This is a genomic window from Aminobacter ciceronei (genome assembly GCF_014138625.1).
Taxonomy (GTDB): Bacteria; Pseudomonadota; Alphaproteobacteria; order Rhizobiales; family Rhizobiaceae; genus Aminobacter; species Aminobacter ciceronei.
Genome location: NZ_JACJHY010000033.1, coordinates 1 through 18,517, shown reverse-complemented (window position 1 = coordinate 18,517; position 18,517 = coordinate 1). Strand labels below are relative to the sequence as shown.

General features: G+C 64.0%; 19 protein-coding genes. 10 read left to right on the top strand and 9 right to left on the bottom strand.

Features of this window, described 5'->3' with window-relative positions; all coding sequences use genetic code 11:
• Positions 1–74 precede the first annotated feature (74 nt).
• A complete protein-coding gene (locus tag HNQ95_RS26715) occupies positions 75–977 on the top strand; it encodes a DMT family transporter (RefSeq protein WP_182575645.1) in 903 nt (300 codons plus the stop codon).
• A 57-nt stretch (positions 978–1,034) separates the two neighbouring features.
• On the opposite strand, the gene HNQ95_RS26710 is transcribed toward HNQ95_RS26715, so the two are convergent.
• Positions 1,035–1,325, bottom strand: a complete 291-nt coding sequence (locus HNQ95_RS26710; protein ID WP_154386692.1) for a hypothetical protein — start codon at positions 1,323–1,325, stop codon at positions 1,035–1,037.
• Between the two features lie 196 nt (positions 1,326–1,521).
• Here HNQ95_RS26710 and HNQ95_RS26705 point away from each other — a divergent pair, with 196 nt between their 5' ends.
• Entirely contained in the window at positions 1,522–2,766 is a 1,245-nt protein-coding gene (locus tag HNQ95_RS26705) for a BtaA family protein (protein ID WP_067960349.1), read from the top strand.
• On the top strand, positions 2,766–3,431 hold the full coding sequence (locus HNQ95_RS26700) for a class I SAM-dependent methyltransferase (protein WP_067960347.1): 666 nt from the start codon (positions 2,766–2,768) through the stop codon (positions 3,429–3,431). The genes HNQ95_RS26705 and HNQ95_RS26700 overlap by 1 nt, the downstream gene beginning before the upstream one ends.
• On the opposite strand, the gene HNQ95_RS26695 is transcribed toward HNQ95_RS26700, so the two are convergent.
• Positions 3,424–4,812, bottom strand: a complete 1,389-nt coding sequence (locus tag HNQ95_RS26695; protein ID WP_067960344.1) for a serine hydrolase domain-containing protein — start codon at positions 4,810–4,812, stop codon at positions 3,424–3,426. The two genes, HNQ95_RS26700 and HNQ95_RS26695, sit on opposite strands and share 8 nt — an antisense overlap.
• 235 nt (positions 4,813–5,047) lie before the next feature.
• Here HNQ95_RS26695 and HNQ95_RS26690 point away from each other — a divergent pair, with 235 nt between their 5' ends.
• Complete coding sequence (locus HNQ95_RS26690) at positions 5,048–5,851, top strand: glycoside hydrolase family 25 protein (RefSeq protein ID WP_067960341.1); 804 nt, start codon at positions 5,048–5,050, stop codon at positions 5,849–5,851.
• Positions 5,852–6,018: 167 nt separating this feature from the next.
• Positions 6,019–7,239 carry a lytic murein transglycosylase gene (locus tag HNQ95_RS26685; RefSeq protein ID WP_182575644.1) on the top strand — a complete coding sequence of 407 codons (1,221 nt, stop codon included), beginning with the start codon at positions 6,019–6,021 and terminating at the stop codon, positions 7,237–7,239.
• Between the two features lie 49 nt (positions 7,240–7,288).
• Here HNQ95_RS26685 and HNQ95_RS26680 read toward each other — a convergent pair whose 3' ends face one another.
• Both HNQ95_RS26680 and HNQ95_RS26675 read right to left on the bottom strand, forming a co-directional pair.
• On the bottom strand, positions 7,289–8,167 hold the full coding sequence (locus HNQ95_RS26680) for an NAD-dependent epimerase/dehydratase family protein (protein ID WP_067960338.1): 879 nt from the start codon (positions 8,165–8,167) through the stop codon (positions 7,289–7,291).
• Positions 8,168–8,280: 113 nt separating this feature from the next.
• Entirely contained in the window at positions 8,281–9,504 is a 1,224-nt protein-coding gene (locus HNQ95_RS26675; RefSeq protein ID WP_154386697.1) for an alanine racemase, read from the bottom strand.
• A gap of 159 nt (positions 9,505–9,663) precedes the next feature.
• On the opposite strand from HNQ95_RS26675, the gene HNQ95_RS26670 reads away from it, so the two are divergent.
• On the top strand, positions 9,664–10,560 hold the full coding sequence (locus HNQ95_RS26670) for a DMT family transporter (RefSeq protein ID WP_067960332.1): 897 nt from the start codon (positions 9,664–9,666) through the stop codon (positions 10,558–10,560).
• A 471-nt stretch (positions 10,561–11,031) separates the two neighbouring features.
• Here HNQ95_RS26670 and metF read toward each other — a convergent pair whose 3' ends face one another.
• Positions 11,032–11,946: a methylenetetrahydrofolate reductase [NAD(P)H] gene (gene metF / locus HNQ95_RS26665; protein ID WP_067960329.1), complete on the bottom strand. Its 915-nt coding sequence runs from the start codon at positions 11,944–11,946 to the stop codon at positions 11,032–11,034.
• Complete coding sequence (locus tag HNQ95_RS26660) at positions 11,946–12,953, bottom strand: ArsR/SmtB family transcription factor (protein ID WP_067960326.1); 1,008 nt, start codon at positions 12,951–12,953, stop codon at positions 11,946–11,948. Before HNQ95_RS26660 ends, metF begins: the two co-directional genes overlap by 1 nt.
• 118 nt (positions 12,954–13,071) lie before the next feature.
• Here HNQ95_RS26660 and tsaA point away from each other — a divergent pair, with 118 nt between their 5' ends.
• From tsaA to HNQ95_RS26640, 4 genes are all read left to right on the top strand, one after another.
• Positions 13,072–13,575: a tRNA (N6-threonylcarbamoyladenosine(37)-N6)-methyltransferase TrmO gene (gene tsaA, locus HNQ95_RS26655; protein WP_154386710.1), complete on the top strand. Its 504-nt coding sequence runs from the start codon at positions 13,072–13,074 to the stop codon at positions 13,573–13,575.
• 2 nt (positions 13,576–13,577) lie between these two features.
• Positions 13,578–13,892 (top strand): DUF2293 domain-containing protein, encoded by a 315-nt coding sequence (locus HNQ95_RS26650; RefSeq protein WP_067960323.1) that lies wholly within the window; start codon positions 13,578–13,580, stop codon positions 13,890–13,892.
• The gene (locus HNQ95_RS26645; RefSeq protein ID WP_154386698.1) at positions 13,889–14,380 is read left to right on the top strand and encodes an Lrp/AsnC family transcriptional regulator; all 492 of its coding nucleotides are present in this window, start codon (positions 13,889–13,891) and stop codon (positions 14,378–14,380) included. Before HNQ95_RS26650 ends, HNQ95_RS26645 begins: the two co-directional genes overlap by 4 nt.
• A 160-nt stretch (positions 14,381–14,540) precedes the next feature.
• Positions 14,541–15,488, top strand: a complete 948-nt coding sequence (locus tag HNQ95_RS26640) for an aminotransferase class IV (protein ID WP_067960318.1) — start codon at positions 14,541–14,543, stop codon at positions 15,486–15,488.
• 16 nt (positions 15,489–15,504) lie between these two features.
• Here the strand turns inward: HNQ95_RS26640 and HNQ95_RS26635 are convergent, their stop codons facing one another.
• The 3 genes from HNQ95_RS26635 to tam all read right to left on the bottom strand — a co-directional run bounded on the left by HNQ95_RS26635 (position 15,505) and on the right by tam (position 18,326).
• A complete protein-coding gene (locus HNQ95_RS26635; protein WP_067960316.1) occupies positions 15,505–16,122 on the bottom strand; it encodes an MOSC domain-containing protein in 618 nt (205 codons plus the stop codon).
• 112 nt (positions 16,123–16,234) lie between these two features.
• Positions 16,235–17,356 (bottom strand): beta-ketoacyl-ACP synthase III, encoded by a 1,122-nt coding sequence (locus tag HNQ95_RS26630; protein ID WP_154386711.1) that lies wholly within the window; start codon positions 17,354–17,356, stop codon positions 16,235–16,237.
• A 202-nt stretch (positions 17,357–17,558) separates the two neighbouring features.
• On the bottom strand, positions 17,559–18,326 hold the full coding sequence (tam, locus tag HNQ95_RS26625; RefSeq protein ID WP_182575643.1) for a trans-aconitate 2-methyltransferase: 768 nt from the start codon (positions 18,324–18,326) through the stop codon (positions 17,559–17,561).
• Positions 18,327–18,517 lie beyond the last annotated feature (191 nt).

Sequence of the window (18,517 nt, the reverse complement as noted above, 5' to 3'; positions counted from 1 at the left end):
GGCATCTGGACCAAAATTCTGGCCCAATGGAATTTTCACGACGCAAAAGTCAGCCGCCGCTATCGATCTGCGTCATGGATGCACGCAACACCACCCAGCCGGCACGCACGGTCTCCCGCGAGACGATTGGCCTTGCCTTGGGCACGCTCGGCGTCGTCATCTTCGGCGGCACCTTGCCGGCGACTCGCGTGGCTCTCGCAACCCTTTCGCCCTGGTTCGTCACCAACGGCCGCGCGGCAATGGCCTCGCTTGCTGCGGCCGCGCTGCTGCTCGTCCTGCGCAAGCGGTTCCCGAAGGACGATGCGCCGGCATTGTTTCTCGCCGGCCTGCTTCTGGTCTTCGGCTTCCCGATCTCCTCCTCCAACGCCATGCAGACGGTACCGGCGTCCCATGGCGGGGTGGTTCTCGGCGTAGTGCCGCTGACCACGAGTATCTTTGCCGCCCTCATCGGCGGCGTGCGGCCATCCTCGCTTTTCTGGGCCTGCGGCGTCGCAGGCGCCGCTCTCGTCGTCACCTTCGCCATCAGCGACAGCGGCACGCAGCTGTCGTCAGGCGACCTGTTCCTGTTCCTCGCGGCCCTCTCGGCGAGCCTCGGCTACGTCGTGCCTGGCAAGCTGTCCCGCCGCATGCCGGGCTGGGAGGTCATCTGCTGGTCGCTGATCCTGACCGCGCCGATCTCCATAACAGGAGCCCTGCTGAGCTGGCATCCGGAGTTCGCCTCCGCCTCCTCGGCGCAGACATCTGCCTTCTTCTATCTTTGCTTCGGCTCGATGTTCCTCGGCTTCTTCGCCTGGAATGTCGGTCTCGGCATGGGCGGCATCGCCCGCGTCAGCCAGGTCCAGCTGCTGCAGACCTTCGTCACCATCGCCATCTCCGCGTTCCTGCTTGGCGAACATGTCGGCGCAAGAACTCTCATCTTCGCGCTCGCCGTCATCGCGATCGTGGCGCTTGGCCGCCGGGCCCGGGTGACGCGCTAACCTCGACACAAAAGAAAAGCCCGGAGCGATGCTCCGGGCTTGCCTCCTCCCGCAACTTTACTGCGCGGGTGCAGCCGGCTCGACGGGCTTGGGCTGCATCGGATCGGTGTTCTGCATCTCGCCGCTCGTGCCGCTCTCCGGTGCCGGCGTAATGCTCTTGGTCGTGGTGTTGTCGGTCGCCGGCGGCGAGGCCTCGGGCGTGGCCGGTGCCGGGTTCACAGGAGCCGGCTGTTCGGTCACAGGCGGTTTCACGCTTTCAGTGGTCGTGCTGTCGGTGCCGCTGTCACTACAGGCGGCGACGCCGAACAGCGCAATGGCGGAAACCGACGCGAGAATGAACTTCTTCATAACAATCTCCTTTCGAGAACGGCCCGTTGAACGAGCGTCGGAGATGAAATGCGCGAGGTCCCGCACGGTTTCGTAACGTTCGGTTGCGCCCTGACACATAAGCGCCTGTCGTGCCGCCGTCATCGCACCGTCACCGCGCTGTCACGCCGGTAGGCTACCCGCTGCGCCCAACAACGAAGCGGGGAATCGCATTTCCATGACCGACGTTTCCGGAGAACTTGTCTTTCGTCGCGGCAAGAAAGTTGGAAAGGCGGTTTACCAGAACCGCGCACTTTCGAAGGAAGGACTGTCCGAGCGGCTGTTTGCGCTGCTGTTTTCGGGCCTCGTCTATCCGCAGATCTGGGAAGATCCCGACGTCGACATGGAGGCCATGCAGCTTGGCGAGGGCCACAGGATCGTCACCATCGCCTCGGGCGGCTGTAACATTCTCGCCTATCTTACTCGCTCGCCGGCCAGGATCGACGCCGTCGATCTCAACGGTGCCCACATTGCGCTGAACCGAATGAAGCTGGCCGCGGTACGCCACCTGCCAACGCAGGGCGACCTGTTCCGCTTCTTCGGCGAAACCGATGTCGAGCACAACTCACATGCCTATGACCGCTTCATCGCGCCGCATCTCGATGCTTCGAGCCGCGCCTATTGGGAGCGCCGCAGCTGGCGCGGCAAGCGCCGCATCGCCACCTTCGACGGCAATTTCTACAAGACCGGCCTGCTTGGCCTGTTCATCGCTGCCGGTCACCGCGTCGCCAAACTCTACGGCGTCGACCCGGCCGCCATCATGGCCACCGGCAGCCAGCAGGAGCAGCGCCGCTTCTTCGACGAAAAGATCGCGCCGGTGTTCGAGCGCCGCATGCTGCGCTTCATCACGTCGCGCAAATCCTCGCTGTTCGGTCTCGGCATCCCGCCGGCGCAATACGACTCGCTTCTGACTTCGGGCGACGGCTCGATGGCCGGCGTGCTCAAGGCGCGGTTGGAAAAGCTCGCCTGCGACTTCCCGCTCGAAAGCAACTATTTCGCCTGGCAGGCCTTCGCTCGCCGCTACCCCAAGCCCGGCGAAGCCGCCCTGCCCGCCTATCTCGAGCAGGACAATTACGCCACGATCCGCGCGAGCGTCGATCGTGTCACCGTCCACCATGCCAACTTCACCGAACTTCTGGCCGACAAGGATGCCGGTTCCGTCGACCGCTACATCCTGCTCGACGCCCAGGACTGGATGAGCGACGAGCAACTCAACGCGCTGTGGACCGAAATTACGCGCACGGCCGCGCCGGGCGCCCGCGTCATCTTCCGCACCGCGGCGGAACCCAGCCTGCTGCCAGGCCGCCTGTCGCCGGCATTGCTCGACCAGTGGACCTACGAGGAACGGGCCTCGCGCGATTACACCGCCCGCGACCGCTCGGCGATCTATGGCGGCTTCCACCTTTATGTGAAGAGATCCTGATGAGCACGCCCGAGCTTTCGGCCGGCCATTCCGGGCTGATGGACAGCGTCTACCGGCATCAACGCCACATCTACGACCTGACGCGCAAATACTACCTGCTCGGCCGCGACCGCATGATTTCGGAGCTCGCTCCGCCCAAGGGCGGCACCGTGCTCGAACTCGGTTGCGGCACCGGACGCAACCTGATCCTTGCCGCGAGGCGGTTTCCCGATGCCCACTTCTACGGCCTCGACATTTCAGCCGAGATGCTGGTCACCGCCAGAGCATCGATCGCCCGTGCCGGCCTGTCGGATCGCATTTCGCTGGCGCAGGGCGACGCGACCTCGTTCGACGCCGCATCCCTGTTCGGTCGAGCCGGCTTCGACCGCATCTTCGTTTCCTATTCGCTGTCGATGATCCCTGGCTGGGAGCGCTCGGTGTCGGCGGCCCTCGCCGCTTCCACGGGTTCCGTCCATGTCGTCGACTTCGGCCAGCAAGAAGGGTTGCCCGGCTGGTTCCGCAAGCTGCTGCGTCGCTGGCTGGCCAAGTTTCATGTCGCCCCGCGCGAGACGCTCGCCTCCGACATCGCCGCGCAGGCCCGCGTCGCCGGAAAGAGCTGCCGCTTCACCTCGCTCTACCGCGGTTATGCCTGGCTCATCGTCGTCGGCGGCGCCAAGCCTATCTGAGTGCTGCCACCAAAGCCGACAGCATCGCCTGCGGCTTGTAGCGCAGCTTGGACGGCGTCAGGCCGAGCCGGACGACCACCAGATTGGCCGAAGGCACCATCGCCACAGTCTGGCCGTCATGGCCCTGCATCCAGAAGGTGTCGTCGGGAAGATCGAAGCCGACATCGGGATCCTCGCCTTCCGGCGTGCCGCCTTCCGGCCCCTGCAGCCACAACTGGCCGCGGCCATACTCACCTATCGGGGCTGCAGGAGCCTTCTCGCGCATCCAGGCGACATAGCCTTCGGGCAGGATGCGCGCGCCGTTCCAGACACCATCCTGCAGCAGGAACTGGCCGAAGCGCGCCCAATCATGCGCCGTGGCGTAGAGATAGGACGATCCGGCGAAGGTGCCGCGCGCATCGGCCTCCAGCACCGCACTGGTCATGCCGAGTGGACCGAACAGTTTTTCGCGTGGCCAGGACAGGGCCTTGGCCGGATCGCCGACGGCGTCCTGCCAGAGGCGCGACAAAAGCAAGGTCGTGCCGCTGGAATAGGAGAATTTCTTGCCGACTTCGGCGGCCAGAGGCTTGGCCGCGGCGAAGCTTGCCATGTCTGGCTCGAGATAGAGCATGCGCGTGACGTCGGTGACGTCGCCGTAATCCTCGTTGAACTCCAGCCCGCTCGACATTGCCATGAGGTCGGCCAGGCTGATTTCGGCGCGGCCATCGGCCTTCCACGGCTCGAACAGCTTCGTCTTGTCGACCGACATCTTGCCGTCGGCGACGAGCGTGCCGATGATCGCGGCCGTCACAGTCTTGGTCATCGACCAGCCGAGCAGCGGGGTCGAAGAAGCAAAACCCTCGCCATAACGTTCGCCGACGATCCGGCCGTTCTGCACGACGACGATGGCGCGCATGCCGGGGCCGGCCAGTGCCGCATCGTCAAGTACGGCCGTGATCGCCGGGTTCTGCGAGGCATCGACCTTCTCGCCCTCCGGCCACAGCGCCTCGGCATCGGCCGCGGGTGCGACCGGTACGGAACCCAGCGCAGCGGCGGCGATGTCACCGTCCGGCACGCTGCTGCAACCGGCGCCGTCATGGGCAACGGCAAGTCCTCTGCCGAAGACGCCGAACAGGCCCGCGCGCACCGTGCCGGCGCTCTGGTCGACGCTCACCGACATCAGCCGGAGCAATGGATGACCCGGTGCCTGGACATCGTCGGCCAGCACCTGATTGGCGTCGCGGCCGGCGAAGAAGACATTGGAACAGACGATCTTGGCGGCATAGCCGGAGCCGACACGGATCAGCGCCGGGGGCGCAAAGTACAACCAGGCCGACAAGCCGGCAACCACAAGGACAATGAGGGCGACCAGCCATTTCAGGATCTTGCCGATGATGCGCATAGCTTTCCCCGCCCCCTACGTCATGCGTCCGCCATGGAATTGCCGTCATTCCTCCGCCAAATCTCTGAGGCTGTCGAGCGCGATCAACGGTTTATCAACCATGATCGGCGATCACAGAGGGGGATGTGCGGTGTCTCGGGGAAACCGCTGATCCATCGGAATAGTATCCGGGCCGCAGGGCCTGCCCCATGAACGATATGCTCTGGCCGGTTCCTGCCGGCCGCAAGGAGAAGTAATGCGCCGCGCTTCGGCTCTTGTGCTGCTCGCCTTCCTCGGCGCTTGCTCGACCTCCGACACCCTGTCGCTTGGCCCCGTCGGCAATGCCGGCAACATGGCCTCCGTTTCGGTCAAGAACCCACGCTTCAGCGACAGCGATCCGCACCAGTGGGAAAGCGGCGCCCCGTGGACCTACGCCATCCATGGCACCGATGTCTCCAAGTACCAGACCTCGATCGACTGGCACCAGGCCAAGGGCAGCGGCATTTCGTTTGCCTTCATCAAGGCCACCGAGGGCGGCGACCGCGTCGACGACTATTTCGCCGAGCACTGGCGCGAAACCAAGTCCGCCGGCGTGCCGCGCGGCGCCTACCATTTCTATTATTTCTGCAGGCCTGCCGCCGAGCAGGCGCGCTGGTTCATCCAGAACGTACCGAATGAGCGCTCGTCGCTGCCGCCGATCCTCGACATGGAATGGAACCCGCAGTCGCCGAGCTGCAAGCTGCGTCCGCCTGCCGCCACCGTGCGCAGCGAGATGAAGATCTTCCTCGAAATGGTCGAGCAGCACTACGGCAAGAAGCCGATCATCTACACCTCGATCGACTTCTTCGACGACAACAACCTCGCTACGTTCCGCGGCTATCCATACTGGCTGCGCTCGGTCGCAGGCCACCCGACGTCGCGTTATGGCAGTCACCCCTTCACCTTCTGGCAGTACACCGGCACCGGTGTCGTGCCTGGGATCAGGGGCGACGCCGACATCAACGTCTTCAACGGCAGCGAAGCCCACTGGAGGAAGTGGCTCGCCGCCAACACCAGATAGTCCGGACTGCACCTCCGGGCTGCGCATTTCGCATGGCAGATGCGACAAGAAGAGGGGGTGCGGCCCTCGCCCGGGTTCTGTAGAAGGCGCGGCAAGACATTGAGCTGGCCGTCTGCCTGCTTTCGCCGTTCCGCGAAGGCCTGACCGGTCAAGCAGGAGAGCTGCCCATGAATTTGCTGAGCAAGGCGATGGTCGCCGCCCTTTTCGCCACCGCCGTTATGCCGGCAAACGCGCAGAATACCGCTGCCGTCACCCCTGCCGCGCCGGCAGCGACGCTGGAATGCGGCGACGACTTCGCCACCTGGAAACAGAACCTTGCCAACGAAGCCCGGGCCGCAGGCGTTGGTGAAAAGGGCGTTTCGGCTCTGGCGAATGCCACCCTCGACCCCAAGGTGCTCGAGCGCGACCGCGCCCAGGGCGTGTTCGCTCAGACCTTCACCCAGTTCTCCGAGCGCATGATCAGCGACTACCGGCTGAAGCATGGTGCCGCCAACCTGCAGAAATACGGCCAGTATTTCACCATGGCCGAACAGGAATTCGGCGTGCCCGGCCCGGTCATCGCCGCCTTCTGGGCGCTGGAGACCGATTTCGGCGCGGTGCAGGGCAACTTCAACTCGCTCAACGCGCTGGTGACGCTGGCGCATGACTGCCGCCGCCCGGACCTGTTCCGGCCGCAGGTCATCCCGCTGATCACGCTGATCGACCGCAACGTGCTGCCGGCCGACGTCCAGGGCGCCTGGGCCGGCGAAATCGGCCAGACTCAGATCCTGCCGTCCGACTATCTGGCGCGCGGTGTCGACGGTGACGGCGACGGCATCGTCGACCTGCGCAACACCCCCGCCGACGTCATCCTGACGACCGGCAAGAAGATTCAGTCGCGCGGCTGGAAGCGCGGCGAGCCGTGGATCGAAGAGGTTCGGGTACCGGCCGAAATGGCCTGGGAAGAAACCGGCCGCACCAACAAACAGCCGCTGTCGAAATGGGCGGCTATGGGTGTCACAATGCGCGACGGCACGCCGCTCAAGGACACCGGCCTCAAGGCAGGCATCGTGCTGCCGATGGGCCGCAAGGGCCCAGCCTTCCTGACCTATGACAATTACGACGTCTATCTCGAATGGAACCAGTCGGCGACCTACACGCTGACGGCAGCCCACCTCGCCGCCCGCCTCGCCGGCCAGCCGGCCTTCGACCGCGGCAATCCCGACGCCGGCCTGACGGGCGACGCCATGAAGGCGTTACAGCAGAAGCTTCACGACAGAGGCTACGACGTCGGCGGCATCGACGGCATTTTGGGCACCAACACCCGTGAAGCCATCCGCCAGGAGCAGATGCGCCTCAAGCTGCCCGTCGACGGTTGGCCGACAGACGAGCTGCTGGCGGATCTGTGAGGGAATAGGGAGGGATACCAACGCCTTGCCGTTGGAACCTCTCTATTCGCTATTCGCTTCCAAACAACTCCGCCACGCTGCCGTGCCTTGGTTTCCAGCCAAGCTCGGCTCGCGCCTTGTCGCCGCCCAGCCGCTGGCTGATGGCATAGCCGCGTGCCCACTCGCCGAGCCGCTCCGCAGCCTCATCGACGGCAGTAGCGCGGACTGCCGGTTGCCCCATTCCCAGGTACTGCGCCACGGCTGAGGCGATGTCGCCCACGCTCATGCCTTCAATAGCCGAACCGTTGTAGACGGAGCCAGGCCGCGCTTTCTCCATGACCCGCACATAGAGGTCGGCAAGGTCCTCGGCATGGACGAGCGGCCAGACGACATCTGTCGATCCGATGACGTCGACGGTGCCGTCCTTGCGCAGAGCATCCATGTAGGACGAGAACACCCCGCCCTCGCCGGAATAGACCATCGCCGGATGAACCACGGTGCTTTCCACCTCCGGCGCCAAGAGCACGCGGTTCATGTTCTCGATCATCCAGCCGAAGGCCGGCAGCGGATCGAACGGGCTGTCTTCAGTCGCGGCCCGCTCCCCAGTTGCACCGAACAGCCAGCAGCCGCCGGTATAGACGAAGCGCGGCCGCTTCGGCATCGCACCGAGCACCGGCAGCAGCGCGTCAAGCAAGGCCGTCTCGACCTCGCCCATGTCGTCGCCGAAGTCGGCAGCGGCATGGATCACGGCATCGACTGGTGGAAGCTTGCCGGCCCATTCGCGCGGAGTGCGCAGGTCGCCGAGCAGCGGCGTGGCACCTGCAGACTTGAGGCGTTCAGCCGACGCTTGGGAACGAGCGAGGCCGATCACATCGTGGCCGCCCTCCACCAGGCGCTGCAGGATATGGCGACCGATGAAGCCGGTGCCGCCGAGAAGGAAAACATGCATGGGAATAGTCACTTAGCGAATGGTGGGCAACGAGTGGTGAGATGCGTAGATCGGGACGCGCCCAAGGCTATTCAAGCCACGATCATTGTTTGCCTGTTCGCTCTTCCCTTCCCTCACTCCGCCGCCATCGTCTCCAGGCTGGCGAAGCCTTGCGGCGCGTCGCCTTCGTCGAACGGCGTCGTCACCTCGACGAAGGTGTCGGGGTAGAAGCCGTTGAAACGGGTGCGCAGCGACAAAGAGTAGGCGCCGATATGGCCGATTTCGATCCAGTCGCCGGTGTCGATGGTCTCGGGCAGCCAGAACGGCCGTGACAGGATGTCGACGGAATCGCAGGTCGCGCCGCAGACCTTGAACGGAACGATCTTGTCGGCGTCACCGTTGCGGGCGCGTATCGCGGGATCGGGGATGAAGCGCGCCGGCAGCGTGATCTTGCCGGTCCATGAATCCGACAGCGACGCCCAGATGCCGTCATTGATGTAGAGCCGCCTGCCCTTGCGCAACAGCACCCGCACGATCAGCGAAAGGCACCGCGCCACAATCACCCGACCCGGCTCGGCAACGAGCGGCATTTCGTCGAAATTGTATTCGTTGAGGTCGCCGCGCAAGCGCGACATGATCTGCCCGATCGAAGGCATGGCCGGCTTCTTGGAATTCGGATCGTGGCCGTATTCGGCCGGGAAGCCGCCGCCGACATCGAGTCCGGCGAGGTCAAACGACACACGATTACGCACCCAGTCGACCGAGGCGAGCGCCCGCTCATATGTGTCGGGGTCCTCGATCTGGCTGCCGACATGGAAACACAGGCCGACCTTGTAGCCGTTGCGGTTGAGCCGCTCGCACAGCTCGACAGCATTGGCCGGCCCGGCGCCGAACTTCTTCGACAGCTCATATGCCGCCGAGCCCTTGGTCTGGACACGCACGAAGACGGTGATCGCGCCGGGGTCGATGTCGAGCGCCCGCACGACACGGTTCAGCTTCATGATCTCGTCTTCGTGGTCGACCGCGATCACTCTGATGCCATAGGTCTCAAGCGCCAGGCGGATGTCGGACTGCGCCTTGACCGGATGCATGTAGATCATCTCGGCCTCAGTGGAGACTTCCCTCACCGCGGCGAATTCGCCTGGAGACGCCACGTCGAACATGGTCACGCCGGCCTCGACAAGCGCCTTGAGCACGATCAGTTCGCCATTGGTCTTCACCGCATAGGCGGTTCTGCCGGGGAACATCTCCATGAAGGCGCGTGCATCGGTCTTCAGCACTTCCGGTCGGAAGCAATAGACCGGTGCATCGGGGCGAAGAGCGAGGGCTGCCTCGCGTGCATTCTCGAATCGCTGCATGGAAGCTCCTCGTTTGCCGGCCAAAATCTAAACCAAGCGGTCCGCGATGCAACCCGACAGGGCTTGGCAGGAGTGTTGCGTCAGCCAAAGGAATCGGGTGGCCCTACCCAGGAATCGCGCGTAGCTGTCGAATGTGACGAAGCGAAGAAGGAAGCGGACATGAGTGCACGCGACTGGGCCAGGCTTTTGCTTCTGGGGGCGATCTGGGGCGGGTCGTTCTTCTGCGTGCACATCGCGGTCGCCGAGATCGCGCCGCTGAAACTGGTGCTGTTCCGGGTGCTCATCGCGGGAGCGGCACTGCAGCTGTTCCTGCTGCTCCGCGGCCCCTCCTTCCGCCTTGCTTTCCCCCACCTCGGCACGCTGTTCGTGCTCGCAGTGCTCAACAACGTCATCCCGTTCACGTTGATCTGCCTCGGCCAGACCGAGATCGGCGCGGGCCTGGCCTCGGTGCTCAACGCCACGACGCCATTCTGGACGCTGGTCATCGCCAACATCGTCACCAACGACGAGAAATTGAACTGGAACAAGCTGGCCGGCATAGGACTGGGTATCGCCGGCACCGCCATCATGGTCGGCCCGGGCATCGTCGCCGGGCTCGGCGGCCCGGTCTGGGCCAAGTTCGCCCTTGTCGGCGCCTCTCTCTCCTACGCCTTCGCGCTGATGGTGGCGCGCCGGCTGAGGGGCGTGCCGCCGGCAATCATCGCCACCGGCCAGCTGACGGCCTCATCGGTCATCATGATCCCGCTGGTCTTGATACTGTACGGCACCTCTGGCCTGTTTGCCGCCAGCACCAATGCGTGGCTGGCAACGTTTGCCTTGGCGCTGGTCGCCACCGCCTTCGCCTACATCCTGTTCTTCAAGCTGGTGGCTTCGGCCGGCGCCACCAACACCTCGCTGGTGACGCTGATCGTGCCGGCGAGCGCCATGCTCTTGTCGGTAAGCTTCCTCGGCGAGCGGCTCGAGGCCTTCGAACTGGGCGGCATGGCGCTGATCGCGCTCGGGCTCGTCACCATCGACGGACGTCTGTTCAAGCGGCGCCAGCCGGCTGGCGCGTGAGCGAAATCGGGTCGTCATTGGGAATGAGCAATGCCCAGTTCGGGATTGCTGCAGCGCCGTCTTTCGCCTTCCGAAAAGGTGATTGGGCACTGTCGTGGCTAATCGATTTGCCACAATTTCTCCACAACCCTTGCCGGTGTGTTTACCAAGCAAATCCAACGGCTAAGCGTGAGAAACGCGTCGCATTTTCCACAATCTTGTCGCAATGCAGCACATTTTTCGCTTGTGTGTGACCGAAATGCCCCTAGATTCCGGCCTGTGGCTTGCAAACAGGAGGCTATGCATGGGACTGACTAGGTCAATCAATGCAGTCATGATTTGCGCTGCCTTTGCCTTCATCGGCGCGCTTATTGTCGGAGTTCTTCCATAGGCCGTTCAACGGCGGAAGACCAAAGCACCTCCAAGGTGGAAGCTTCGAGAAGGCCGGGATCACCCTCCCGGCCTTTTTGATTCCGCCCAGTCGGATTGCCGTCAGGCGGCTGCCGATCCCTGCACAACTGGCTGCGGCCGGATGCCGATCATGTGGCACACCGCCACCACCAGGTCGGCCCGGTTCATGGTGTAGAAATGGAAGTCGTTGACGCCGCGCTCGACCAGGTCGAGCACCTGTTCCACCGCCACGGCCGACGCCACCAGCGCATGGGTCTGCGGATCCTTGTCGAGGCCTTCGAAGCGCTCGGCCAGCCAGCCCGGCACATGGGCGCCGCAGCGCGAGGCAAAGTTGGCAACCTGGGTGAAGCTGTGGATCGGCAGCACACCCGGCACGATCGGAATGTAGATGCCGGCCTTGCGGGCGCGCTCGACGTAACGCTCGTAAAGATCGTTGTCGAAGAAGAACTGGGTCACCGCGCGCGTCGCGCCATTGTCGACCTTGCGCTTCAGCATGTCGAAATCGGTGACGAAATCAGGGCTTTCCGGATGCTTTTCCGGGTAGGCCGAAACCGAGATGTCGAAATCGCCCTGCGCCTTCAGCGCGCCGACCAGCTCGGCGCCGTTGGCGTAGCCGCCGGGATGCGGCTGGTAGGCAGCACCTACGCCCTCCTTAGGATCGCCGCGCAGCGCCACGAAGCGCTTCACGCCCATGGCGGCGAACTCTGCGATCACCTGGTCGACTTCCTCGCGGGTCGCGTCGACGCAGGTCATGTGCGCGGCGGGCGTCAGCGTCGATTCCTCAAGGATGCGCTTGACCGTGCGGGCGGTACGCTCGCGGGTCGAGCCACCGGCACCGTAAGTTACCGAAACGAACTGCGGACGCAGCGGCTCGAGCCGGGTCACAGTCTCCCAGAGACGCGCCTCCATGTCGTCGTTCTTGGGCGGGAAGAACTCGAAGGAAACACGGATCTTGTTGCCGATGTCGGAACGCCTGGAGAGCGGAAATTGGTTCATCAGGCAGTTTCCCTTTGGACTTGCAGTTCAGGATTGGGATCGGCGATCAGCAGGCGCTTGTCGCGCGCCAGCCAGAGTTTGACGGTCAGGCTGGCCTTGGCCGAGCCGCGTGGTTCGAATTCTTGGGTCTCCTCGAGTTCGAGCCCGGCCTCGGACAGCCAGTCTTCGATCTGCCGATCGGAGAAGCCGAGGCGCGCATGCGCATGCTCGGAGCGCAGGAAGTCGAGCCCGTGCGGGGCGAAGTCGACGATCACCAGCCGGCCCGAAGGGCGCAGCAGCCGCGCCGCCTCCTGGATGGCGCGGGCGGGATCGTCGAGATAGTGCAGCACCTGGTGGATGGTCACGAGGTCGAAGGCATCGCGCTCGACCGGCGGCGAGAAGATGTCGCCCTGGCGCACCTGCGCGTTGGCAATTCCTGCCTTGTCGAGATTGGCGCGGGCAACGGCCAGCATTTCGCGCGACTGATCGATGCCGACGCCGCGGCGATAGATCGGGGCGAAAATTTCGAGCAGGCGCCCCGTGCCGGTACCGAGGTCGAGCATCGACTGGAACGGCCGCTTGCCGACCAGCTTGACGAGTGCGGCTTCCACGGCGCGATCAGGTGCATGCAGCGAGCGCAATTCGTCCCAGCTCGCGGCATTGGCGCTGAAGTAACGGGCCGCGCGCTCCTGGCGCTTGTGCTTGACGTCATCAAGACGCTCGAAATCGCGCACCACCTGGCTATCTGACGTATCGATGCTTGATACCAGCCCCTGCACGAAGCCACGCGCCTGGTCGGCGTCGGAAAGCCGGAAGAACGCCCAGGATCCTTCCTGGTAGCGATCGATCAGCCCCGCCTCGAGCAACAGCTTGAGATGACGCGAAACGCGCGGCTGCGACTGGCCGAGGATCTCGGTCAGGTCGGAAACCGTCAGGTCGCCACGTGAAAGCAGCGTCAGGATGCGAAGCCGGCTGGATTCGGCCGCCGCCTTCAAGGTATCTACCATGGTGTCGAGCGTCACATGCATCGGCTTTGGTTCTCGCCAAAAGACATAAACATATCTTTATGTGACGCAGCGAATGATTGCAACGCCCAATGTCGCATGCGGGCAAGAAAATGGCGCGACCGTGGGAGGCGGCATGAAGATGTTCGAACAGCGCGAGGGCGAAATCCCGCTCGCCGGCGATCCGGCGGCTGACGCCGACGACGCCCGCCTCGCCTATATCGGCCGCATCGCCTCGCCCTGGAAGCAGCGCGAGCACTGCCCCAAGAACATGAACGCCGCCCGCGAGCGTGGCGGTGGCGCGACCGTCACCGTCGACGTCCCCTACCGTGCCGGGCTCGCCGGCCTTGCCGGCTTCAGCCATGTCGTCGTGCTTAGCTGGTTCGAACAGGCGCCGCGGAATCTGATTGTCCAGAAACCGCGCCATGCCTCTGACGCGAAAGGCGTTTTTGCCCTGCGCTCGCCTGCCCGACCGAACCCTATCGGCCTTCACGTCGCGGCGATCGTCTCGCTCGACATGGAAAACGGCGTGATCGAGCTCGATGCCATCGATGCGTTGGATGGCACACCGGTCATCGACCTGAAACCCTACTTCGCTTCAGTCGACGCCATTCCCGACGCGACGCGTCCGAGCAAGGACGCCTGACCATGCCAGCCTCCACTGGCCGCCAACGTGCAGTGGCCAAATCGCTGACCGCGCTCCTGCCACTCGCGCCTTATGCCGACACGGAAGCCATCCGCGCCGACGCGCTCGCTGTGCATCTGAAGACGCTGCCGCCGTCGATCGCCGTGTGGCTGGCGACCGTCGCCCATGTCCGCCATGCCCATACCGACTACGAGAAGCTGCTGTCGGAGGGTTACGACCGCGATTCCGCCCGCTTCTTCGTCATCGACCAGGTCAACGCCACCCTCACCCGCTGGCGCGCTACCCGCCTGCTCGACGCAGACGAGGATTTGGAATGACCGGAACGCAGCCCAACAGCCGAAGTGCTGTGCCGCTCGACGAGCTCGACCGCCGTATCCTGGCCGCTCTGCAACAGGACAACCGGCTGTCCTTCGCCGAACTTGCCGAGCGGGTCGCCTCGTCGGCAGCCTCCTGCATGCGACGGGTCAAGCGCCTGCGCGATGCCGGTGTCATCATCGCCGACGTTTCGATCCTCGATCCTGTAGCCGTCGGCAAATCGCTGACAGCGGTGATCAACATCGACCTCGAGGCCGAGCAGCGCGATCTTGTCGACGCGTTCAAGCGGCAGATGCGCGCAGCGCCCGAAGTGACCCAATGCTACATGGTGACGGGCGGCGCCGATTTCGTGGTGATCGTCAACGTCGAAGACATCGACGCTTATGAGGCATTCACCCGCAAGTGGCTCTACTCCAATCCCAATATACGCAAGTTCCGCTCGATGATCATGCTGGACCGCGTCAAGTTCGAACCGCGCGTCGCCGTATAACTGCATTCGCTCTTCAAACGGCTCGACTGCATTGCTCTTGTTTCAGCAAGGCCGGGATTTTGATCAGCCTGCGTCATCTGGCCCGGCATTTTGACCGAGATGGCGTATCGCGAGGCGGCATACTCCGGTCAATCATCCTGGACGCGGAGAACCAGCGACAATGGACGTCAAGCCACAGCAATTGCCGGCGATCGAACCCCGCCACGTGGATCCGCATGCCTATCCCCAAGGCATCGCCTTCCTCGACGGCCAATATCTGCCGATGTCGGAAGCCAAGATCTCGGTACTCGACTGGGGCTTCCTGCATTCGGACGCGACCTACGACACTGTCCATGTCTGGAACGGCGCCTTCTTCCGGCTCGACCTGCATATCGAGCGCTTTTTCAGCGGGTTGGAGCGGCTGCGTATGTCGATCCCCTTCGACCGGGCTGGCGTCACCGAGATCCTGCACAATTGCGTGGCGCTGTCGGGGCATCGCTCGGCCTATGTCGAGATGCTGTGCACCCGCGGCGCCTCGCCGAACTTCAGCCGCGACCCGCGCGACGCCACCAACCGTTTCATGGCCTTCGCCGTGCCGTTCGGCTCTGTCGCCAATCCTGAGCAGCTAGAGCGCGGCCTGCATGTGTCGATCAGCCAGCGCGTGCGGATCCCGCCGGCCTCGATCGACCCCGCAATCAAGAACTACCACTGGCTCGACCTCGTGTGTGGCCTCTACGATGCCTATGACAACAACGCCGAGACGGCACTGCTGCTCGACTTCAACGGCAATGTCGCCGAGGGCCCGGGCTTCAATGTCTTTGCCGTGAAGAACGGGCGCCTGGCGACGCCGGCAACCGGCGTCCTGCCCGGCATCACCCGGCGCAGCGTCTTCGACCTCTGTGCCGAAGCCGGCCTTGTCGCCGAAGCCGTTATCGTCAGCGTCGATGCATTGCTTGGCGCCGACGAGGTGTTCATCACCTCGACCGCCGGCGGAATCATGCCGGTGACCAAGATCGACGGGACTGACGTTGCCAATGGCAAGGTTGGCCCTGTTACCACAAGGTTGAAAGACGCCTATTGGGCGAAACACGACGACCCCGACTGGTCGATGCCGGTCACCTATCCCTGACCGGTAGGGGCTGTGCTCACGCCCTGTAGATCCACTGCTCGGGCACCCGCACCGAGACCTCTTCGCCGGCCGCAATCACACCGGGCTTCTCGACCCAGCCGACGAGCCCGCGCAGCCGGCGCGACACTTTCGGAAACAGCAGCGAGCCGGCGTCGTGGTCGACCATGCCGGCATGCTCGGCGATCGAGCGACCGGCAACGCGGCACGGCGCGTTCTGGCCGTCGATCTTGATCGTCACGCCACCCTTGAAGAACAGCATGGTGCCCGAGGGCAGCATCGACAGCATTGGCACGCCCTCGAGCAGGAGATTGGCGCCGATCCACTCCGGTTTGATCTCGGCAAGGCCCATGCGCTCGGCGACGATTGCCATCTCGTCGGGTGCGACGATCGACAGCTGCCGCTCGTTGCGCATCTCGGTGCCTCGCGGATACCACGGCTCGCGCCCGCCGGAGCGCCTGGTGTGACCAGCATGGACATCGCCGACGATGCCCTCGAAGGTCAGCGGCAGCGTTTCCACCGCCCAGGTGACGAAATGGTCTTCCGGCGCGGTGTAGACACCGGCAACGCGCGCCGCGAATTTGCGGCCCGGCAGGATTTCAGGTTCGCCCTCGCGGTGCATGGTCGGGTCGAGCATCTTTAGCCTTCTCGGTTTAGGACTGCTGCTTTGAACGGCATGACCCGGGAAATCTAGACAAAAAGCCTGATCCCGGCGATCATCCGAACTGATCGATCCCCTGGTCGCCCCTTCACATCATGCGGACCAGCGCGCCGCCGATCGAGTAGCCGGCGCCGAAGGCGCAGATCAACCCGTGGTCGCCCGCCTTCATGTCCTCGTGGTTTTCCTTGAGCGCGATGACCGCACCGGCCGCCGCCGTGTTGCCCAGCCGCTCCAGCACCATCGGCGCCTTGTCGTGGTCGGCATCATGGCCGAGCGCCAGCTTCAGGATCATCGCGTTCATCCGCGCATTGGCCTGGTGCAGCCAGTAGCGCCTGATGTCGGACGGTGTCATGCCGTGGTCGGCGAGAAAGGCGGTGATGAAGCGATGCGCCGCATGGGTCACCTCCTTGAACACCTTGTTGCCGACCTGCTTGATCATGTTGCCCTCCATCTCGACGACGGAGGTGTTTTCCTGTCCGGCACGCAGCAGGAAGCCGAAATTGGTGCGGATATTGTTGGAGAACTGCGTCCAGTTGCGCGTGTCGAGCATCTCGAAGCGCCCCGGCCGGGTCTCCTTGGGTCCAATTGCCTCGACGACCATCGCCACCGAGGCGTCGCCGAAGATGAAATGCGTCTGGCGGTCACGGAAATTGAGGTGCCCGGTGATGATCTCGGGCGTCACGATCAGCACGCGCTTCTGTCCGCCCGAGCGGACGAGATTGAAAGCGACGTGCAGGGCGGCCGCCGCCGACGAGCAGCCGAGGCTCATGTCGAAGGCAGCACCCTCGATGCCGAGCTCCTTCTGGATCTCGATCGAGATCGCCGGATAAGGTCGCTGCTGGTGCGAGGCGGCGCAGATCACCATGTCGATGTCGGCGCCGGTGAGCCCGGCATGGGCGAGCGCCTCGCGTGCCGAGGCAACACCGAACTCGGCCTCGACCGAAAGGACGTCGTCGGCGCGCGGCGCGATGCGCGGCGTCATCCGCTCAGGGTCGAGAATGCCGTCGAGCGTGTGGACGTGCCGATTCTTCACGCCGGAGGCATAGACGATGAAGTCGCTGTCCGATCTCTTGATCGGCTCCTGCCCTGCGGCTTCGCGCTTGATGTTCTCGATGTCGGCCCAGGCGTTGAAGCTCTCGACAAGTTCGTCGTTGCTGATCGTTGCCTGGGGAATTTCGACGCCGATGCCACTGATGATGACGCGATGCATAAGACCGTCCATGCCTGAATTTCCGCAGCATGCCCGATAGCAGTTACCGCTTCGGAAAAACCCATGCTCCAGCGACGAAAATGGAGCCATCAGGCCCCGGCGCATCCTGCCCCCGTCTCCAGCAGACTCGCCAAGTGCAGATTACGTCACATGGAGGCGTTCGAATACGCCCTGAACGCAACACTCGCCCCGATATCCCGCCCTATGCTCGCTGTGCCACCAGGAAGATCCTGGGAAAGCGCAACAGCACCTTGCCGTCGGCGGCGGGCGGATAGGCAGCGGCGATGCGCGCCGTGTAGGCGGCGAGATAGGCTTCGCGCTCGGCCGGTTCGAGCGGATCGACGAAGGGCTTGAGCCCCGTTCCCTTGACCCACTCGACGATCGCCGCGGCGTCCGCCAGCGGGTGGTTGTAGACGGTGTGCCAGATGTCGACCCGCGCCGACAGCGGCACGAGCAGGTCATAATATGAAACGACCGATGGCAATTGCGCGCGGGCGGCGCCTGCGATCCTGGCGGCGAAGGGCACTGCGGCTGCGGTCTCGCGCATCGCCATATGCGACGGCTCGCCGATATTGTCGGGCATCTGCACTGCGAGGTACCCGCCCGGGGCGAGCAGCGTCATCAGGCGTGCCAGAACGGCCTGATGGTCCGGCAGCCACTGGAACACGGCATTGGCGAACATCACGTCGACGGGCTCGTCGGGCGTCCAGTCGCGCGCATTGGCGAGCTGGAACTCTACATCGGGCAGCCGACGCCTGGCCTGCTCGATCATGTCGGGCGACGTGTCGAAGCCGGAAACCGTCGAATCCGGCCAGCGCTCGACCAGAAGCTCGGTCGAATTGCCCGGCCCACAGCCGATGTCGACCACTCTTCTCGGCCGCTCCAGCGGGATTTGCGCCAGAAGGTCCCGGGACGGCCGCGTCCGCTCGTCCTCGAATTTGAGATATTGCGCGGCGGACCAGTCCTTCATGTCGGGGACTCCAGAAGCAATTCCGGGAAGTGCGAGGGCGTTTTCCGTCTCGCTACGCAAAGCAGCGGGCAGAAAACAAAAAACGCCCCGCTTTTTTGAACTGACCCCGTAAAGTTGGACGGTTCATTGAGCTGGTAGATTTAAGGGCTGGGTCCTGTATTGCACAGGGGCCAGCCCTTTCAGTTTCAGTT

Coding starts and splice junctions, on each gene's coding strand:
- HNQ95_RS26675 (WP_154386697.1), bottom strand. CDS start 9,504: ATGCAGCGATTCGAGAATGCACGCGAGGCAGCCCTCGCTCTTCGCCCC.
- metF (WP_067960329.1), bottom strand. CDS start 11,946: ATGAACCAATTTCCGCTCTCCAGGCGTTCCGACATCGGCAACAAGATC.
- HNQ95_RS26680 (WP_067960338.1), bottom strand. CDS start 8,167: ATGCATGTTTTCCTTCTCGGCGGCACCGGCTTCATCGGTCGCCATATC.
- HNQ95_RS26640 (WP_067960318.1), top strand. CDS start 14,541: ATGGACGTCAAGCCACAGCAATTGCCGGCGATCGAACCCCGCCACGTG.
- HNQ95_RS26695 (WP_067960344.1), bottom strand. CDS start 4,812: ATGCGCATCATCGGCAAGATCCTGAAATGGCTGGTCGCCCTCATTGTC.
- HNQ95_RS26700 (WP_067960347.1), top strand. CDS start 2,766: ATGAGCACGCCCGAGCTTTCGGCCGGCCATTCCGGGCTGATGGACAGC.
- HNQ95_RS26635 (WP_067960316.1), bottom strand. CDS start 16,122: ATGCTCGACCCGACCATGCACCGCGAGGGCGAACCTGAAATCCTGCCG.
- HNQ95_RS26670 (WP_067960332.1), top strand. CDS start 9,664: ATGAGTGCACGCGACTGGGCCAGGCTTTTGCTTCTGGGGGCGATCTGG.
- tam (WP_182575643.1), bottom strand. CDS start 18,326: ATGAAGGACTGGTCCGCCGCGCAATATCTCAAATTCGAGGACGAGCGG.
- HNQ95_RS26660 (WP_067960326.1), bottom strand. CDS start 12,953: ATGCATGTGACGCTCGACACCATGGTAGATACCTTGAAGGCGGCGGCC.
- HNQ95_RS26685 (WP_182575644.1), top strand. CDS start 6,019: ATGAATTTGCTGAGCAAGGCGATGGTCGCCGCCCTTTTCGCCACCGCC.
- HNQ95_RS26645 (WP_154386698.1), top strand. CDS start 13,889: ATGACCGGAACGCAGCCCAACAGCCGAAGTGCTGTGCCGCTCGACGAG.
- HNQ95_RS26705 (WP_067960349.1), top strand. CDS start 1,522: ATGACCGACGTTTCCGGAGAACTTGTCTTTCGTCGCGGCAAGAAAGTT.
- HNQ95_RS26690 (WP_067960341.1), top strand. CDS start 5,048: ATGCGCCGCGCTTCGGCTCTTGTGCTGCTCGCCTTCCTCGGCGCTTGC.
- HNQ95_RS26650 (WP_067960323.1), top strand. CDS start 13,578: ATGCCAGCCTCCACTGGCCGCCAACGTGCAGTGGCCAAATCGCTGACC.
- HNQ95_RS26710 (WP_154386692.1), bottom strand. CDS start 1,325: ATGAAGAAGTTCATTCTCGCGTCGGTTTCCGCCATTGCGCTGTTCGGC.
- tsaA (WP_154386710.1), top strand. CDS start 13,072: ATGTTCGAACAGCGCGAGGGCGAAATCCCGCTCGCCGGCGATCCGGCG.
- HNQ95_RS26630 (WP_154386711.1), bottom strand. CDS start 17,356: ATGCATCGCGTCATCATCAGTGGCATCGGCGTCGAAATTCCCCAGGCA.
- HNQ95_RS26715 (WP_182575645.1), top strand. CDS start 75: ATGGATGCACGCAACACCACCCAGCCGGCACGCACGGTCTCCCGCGAG.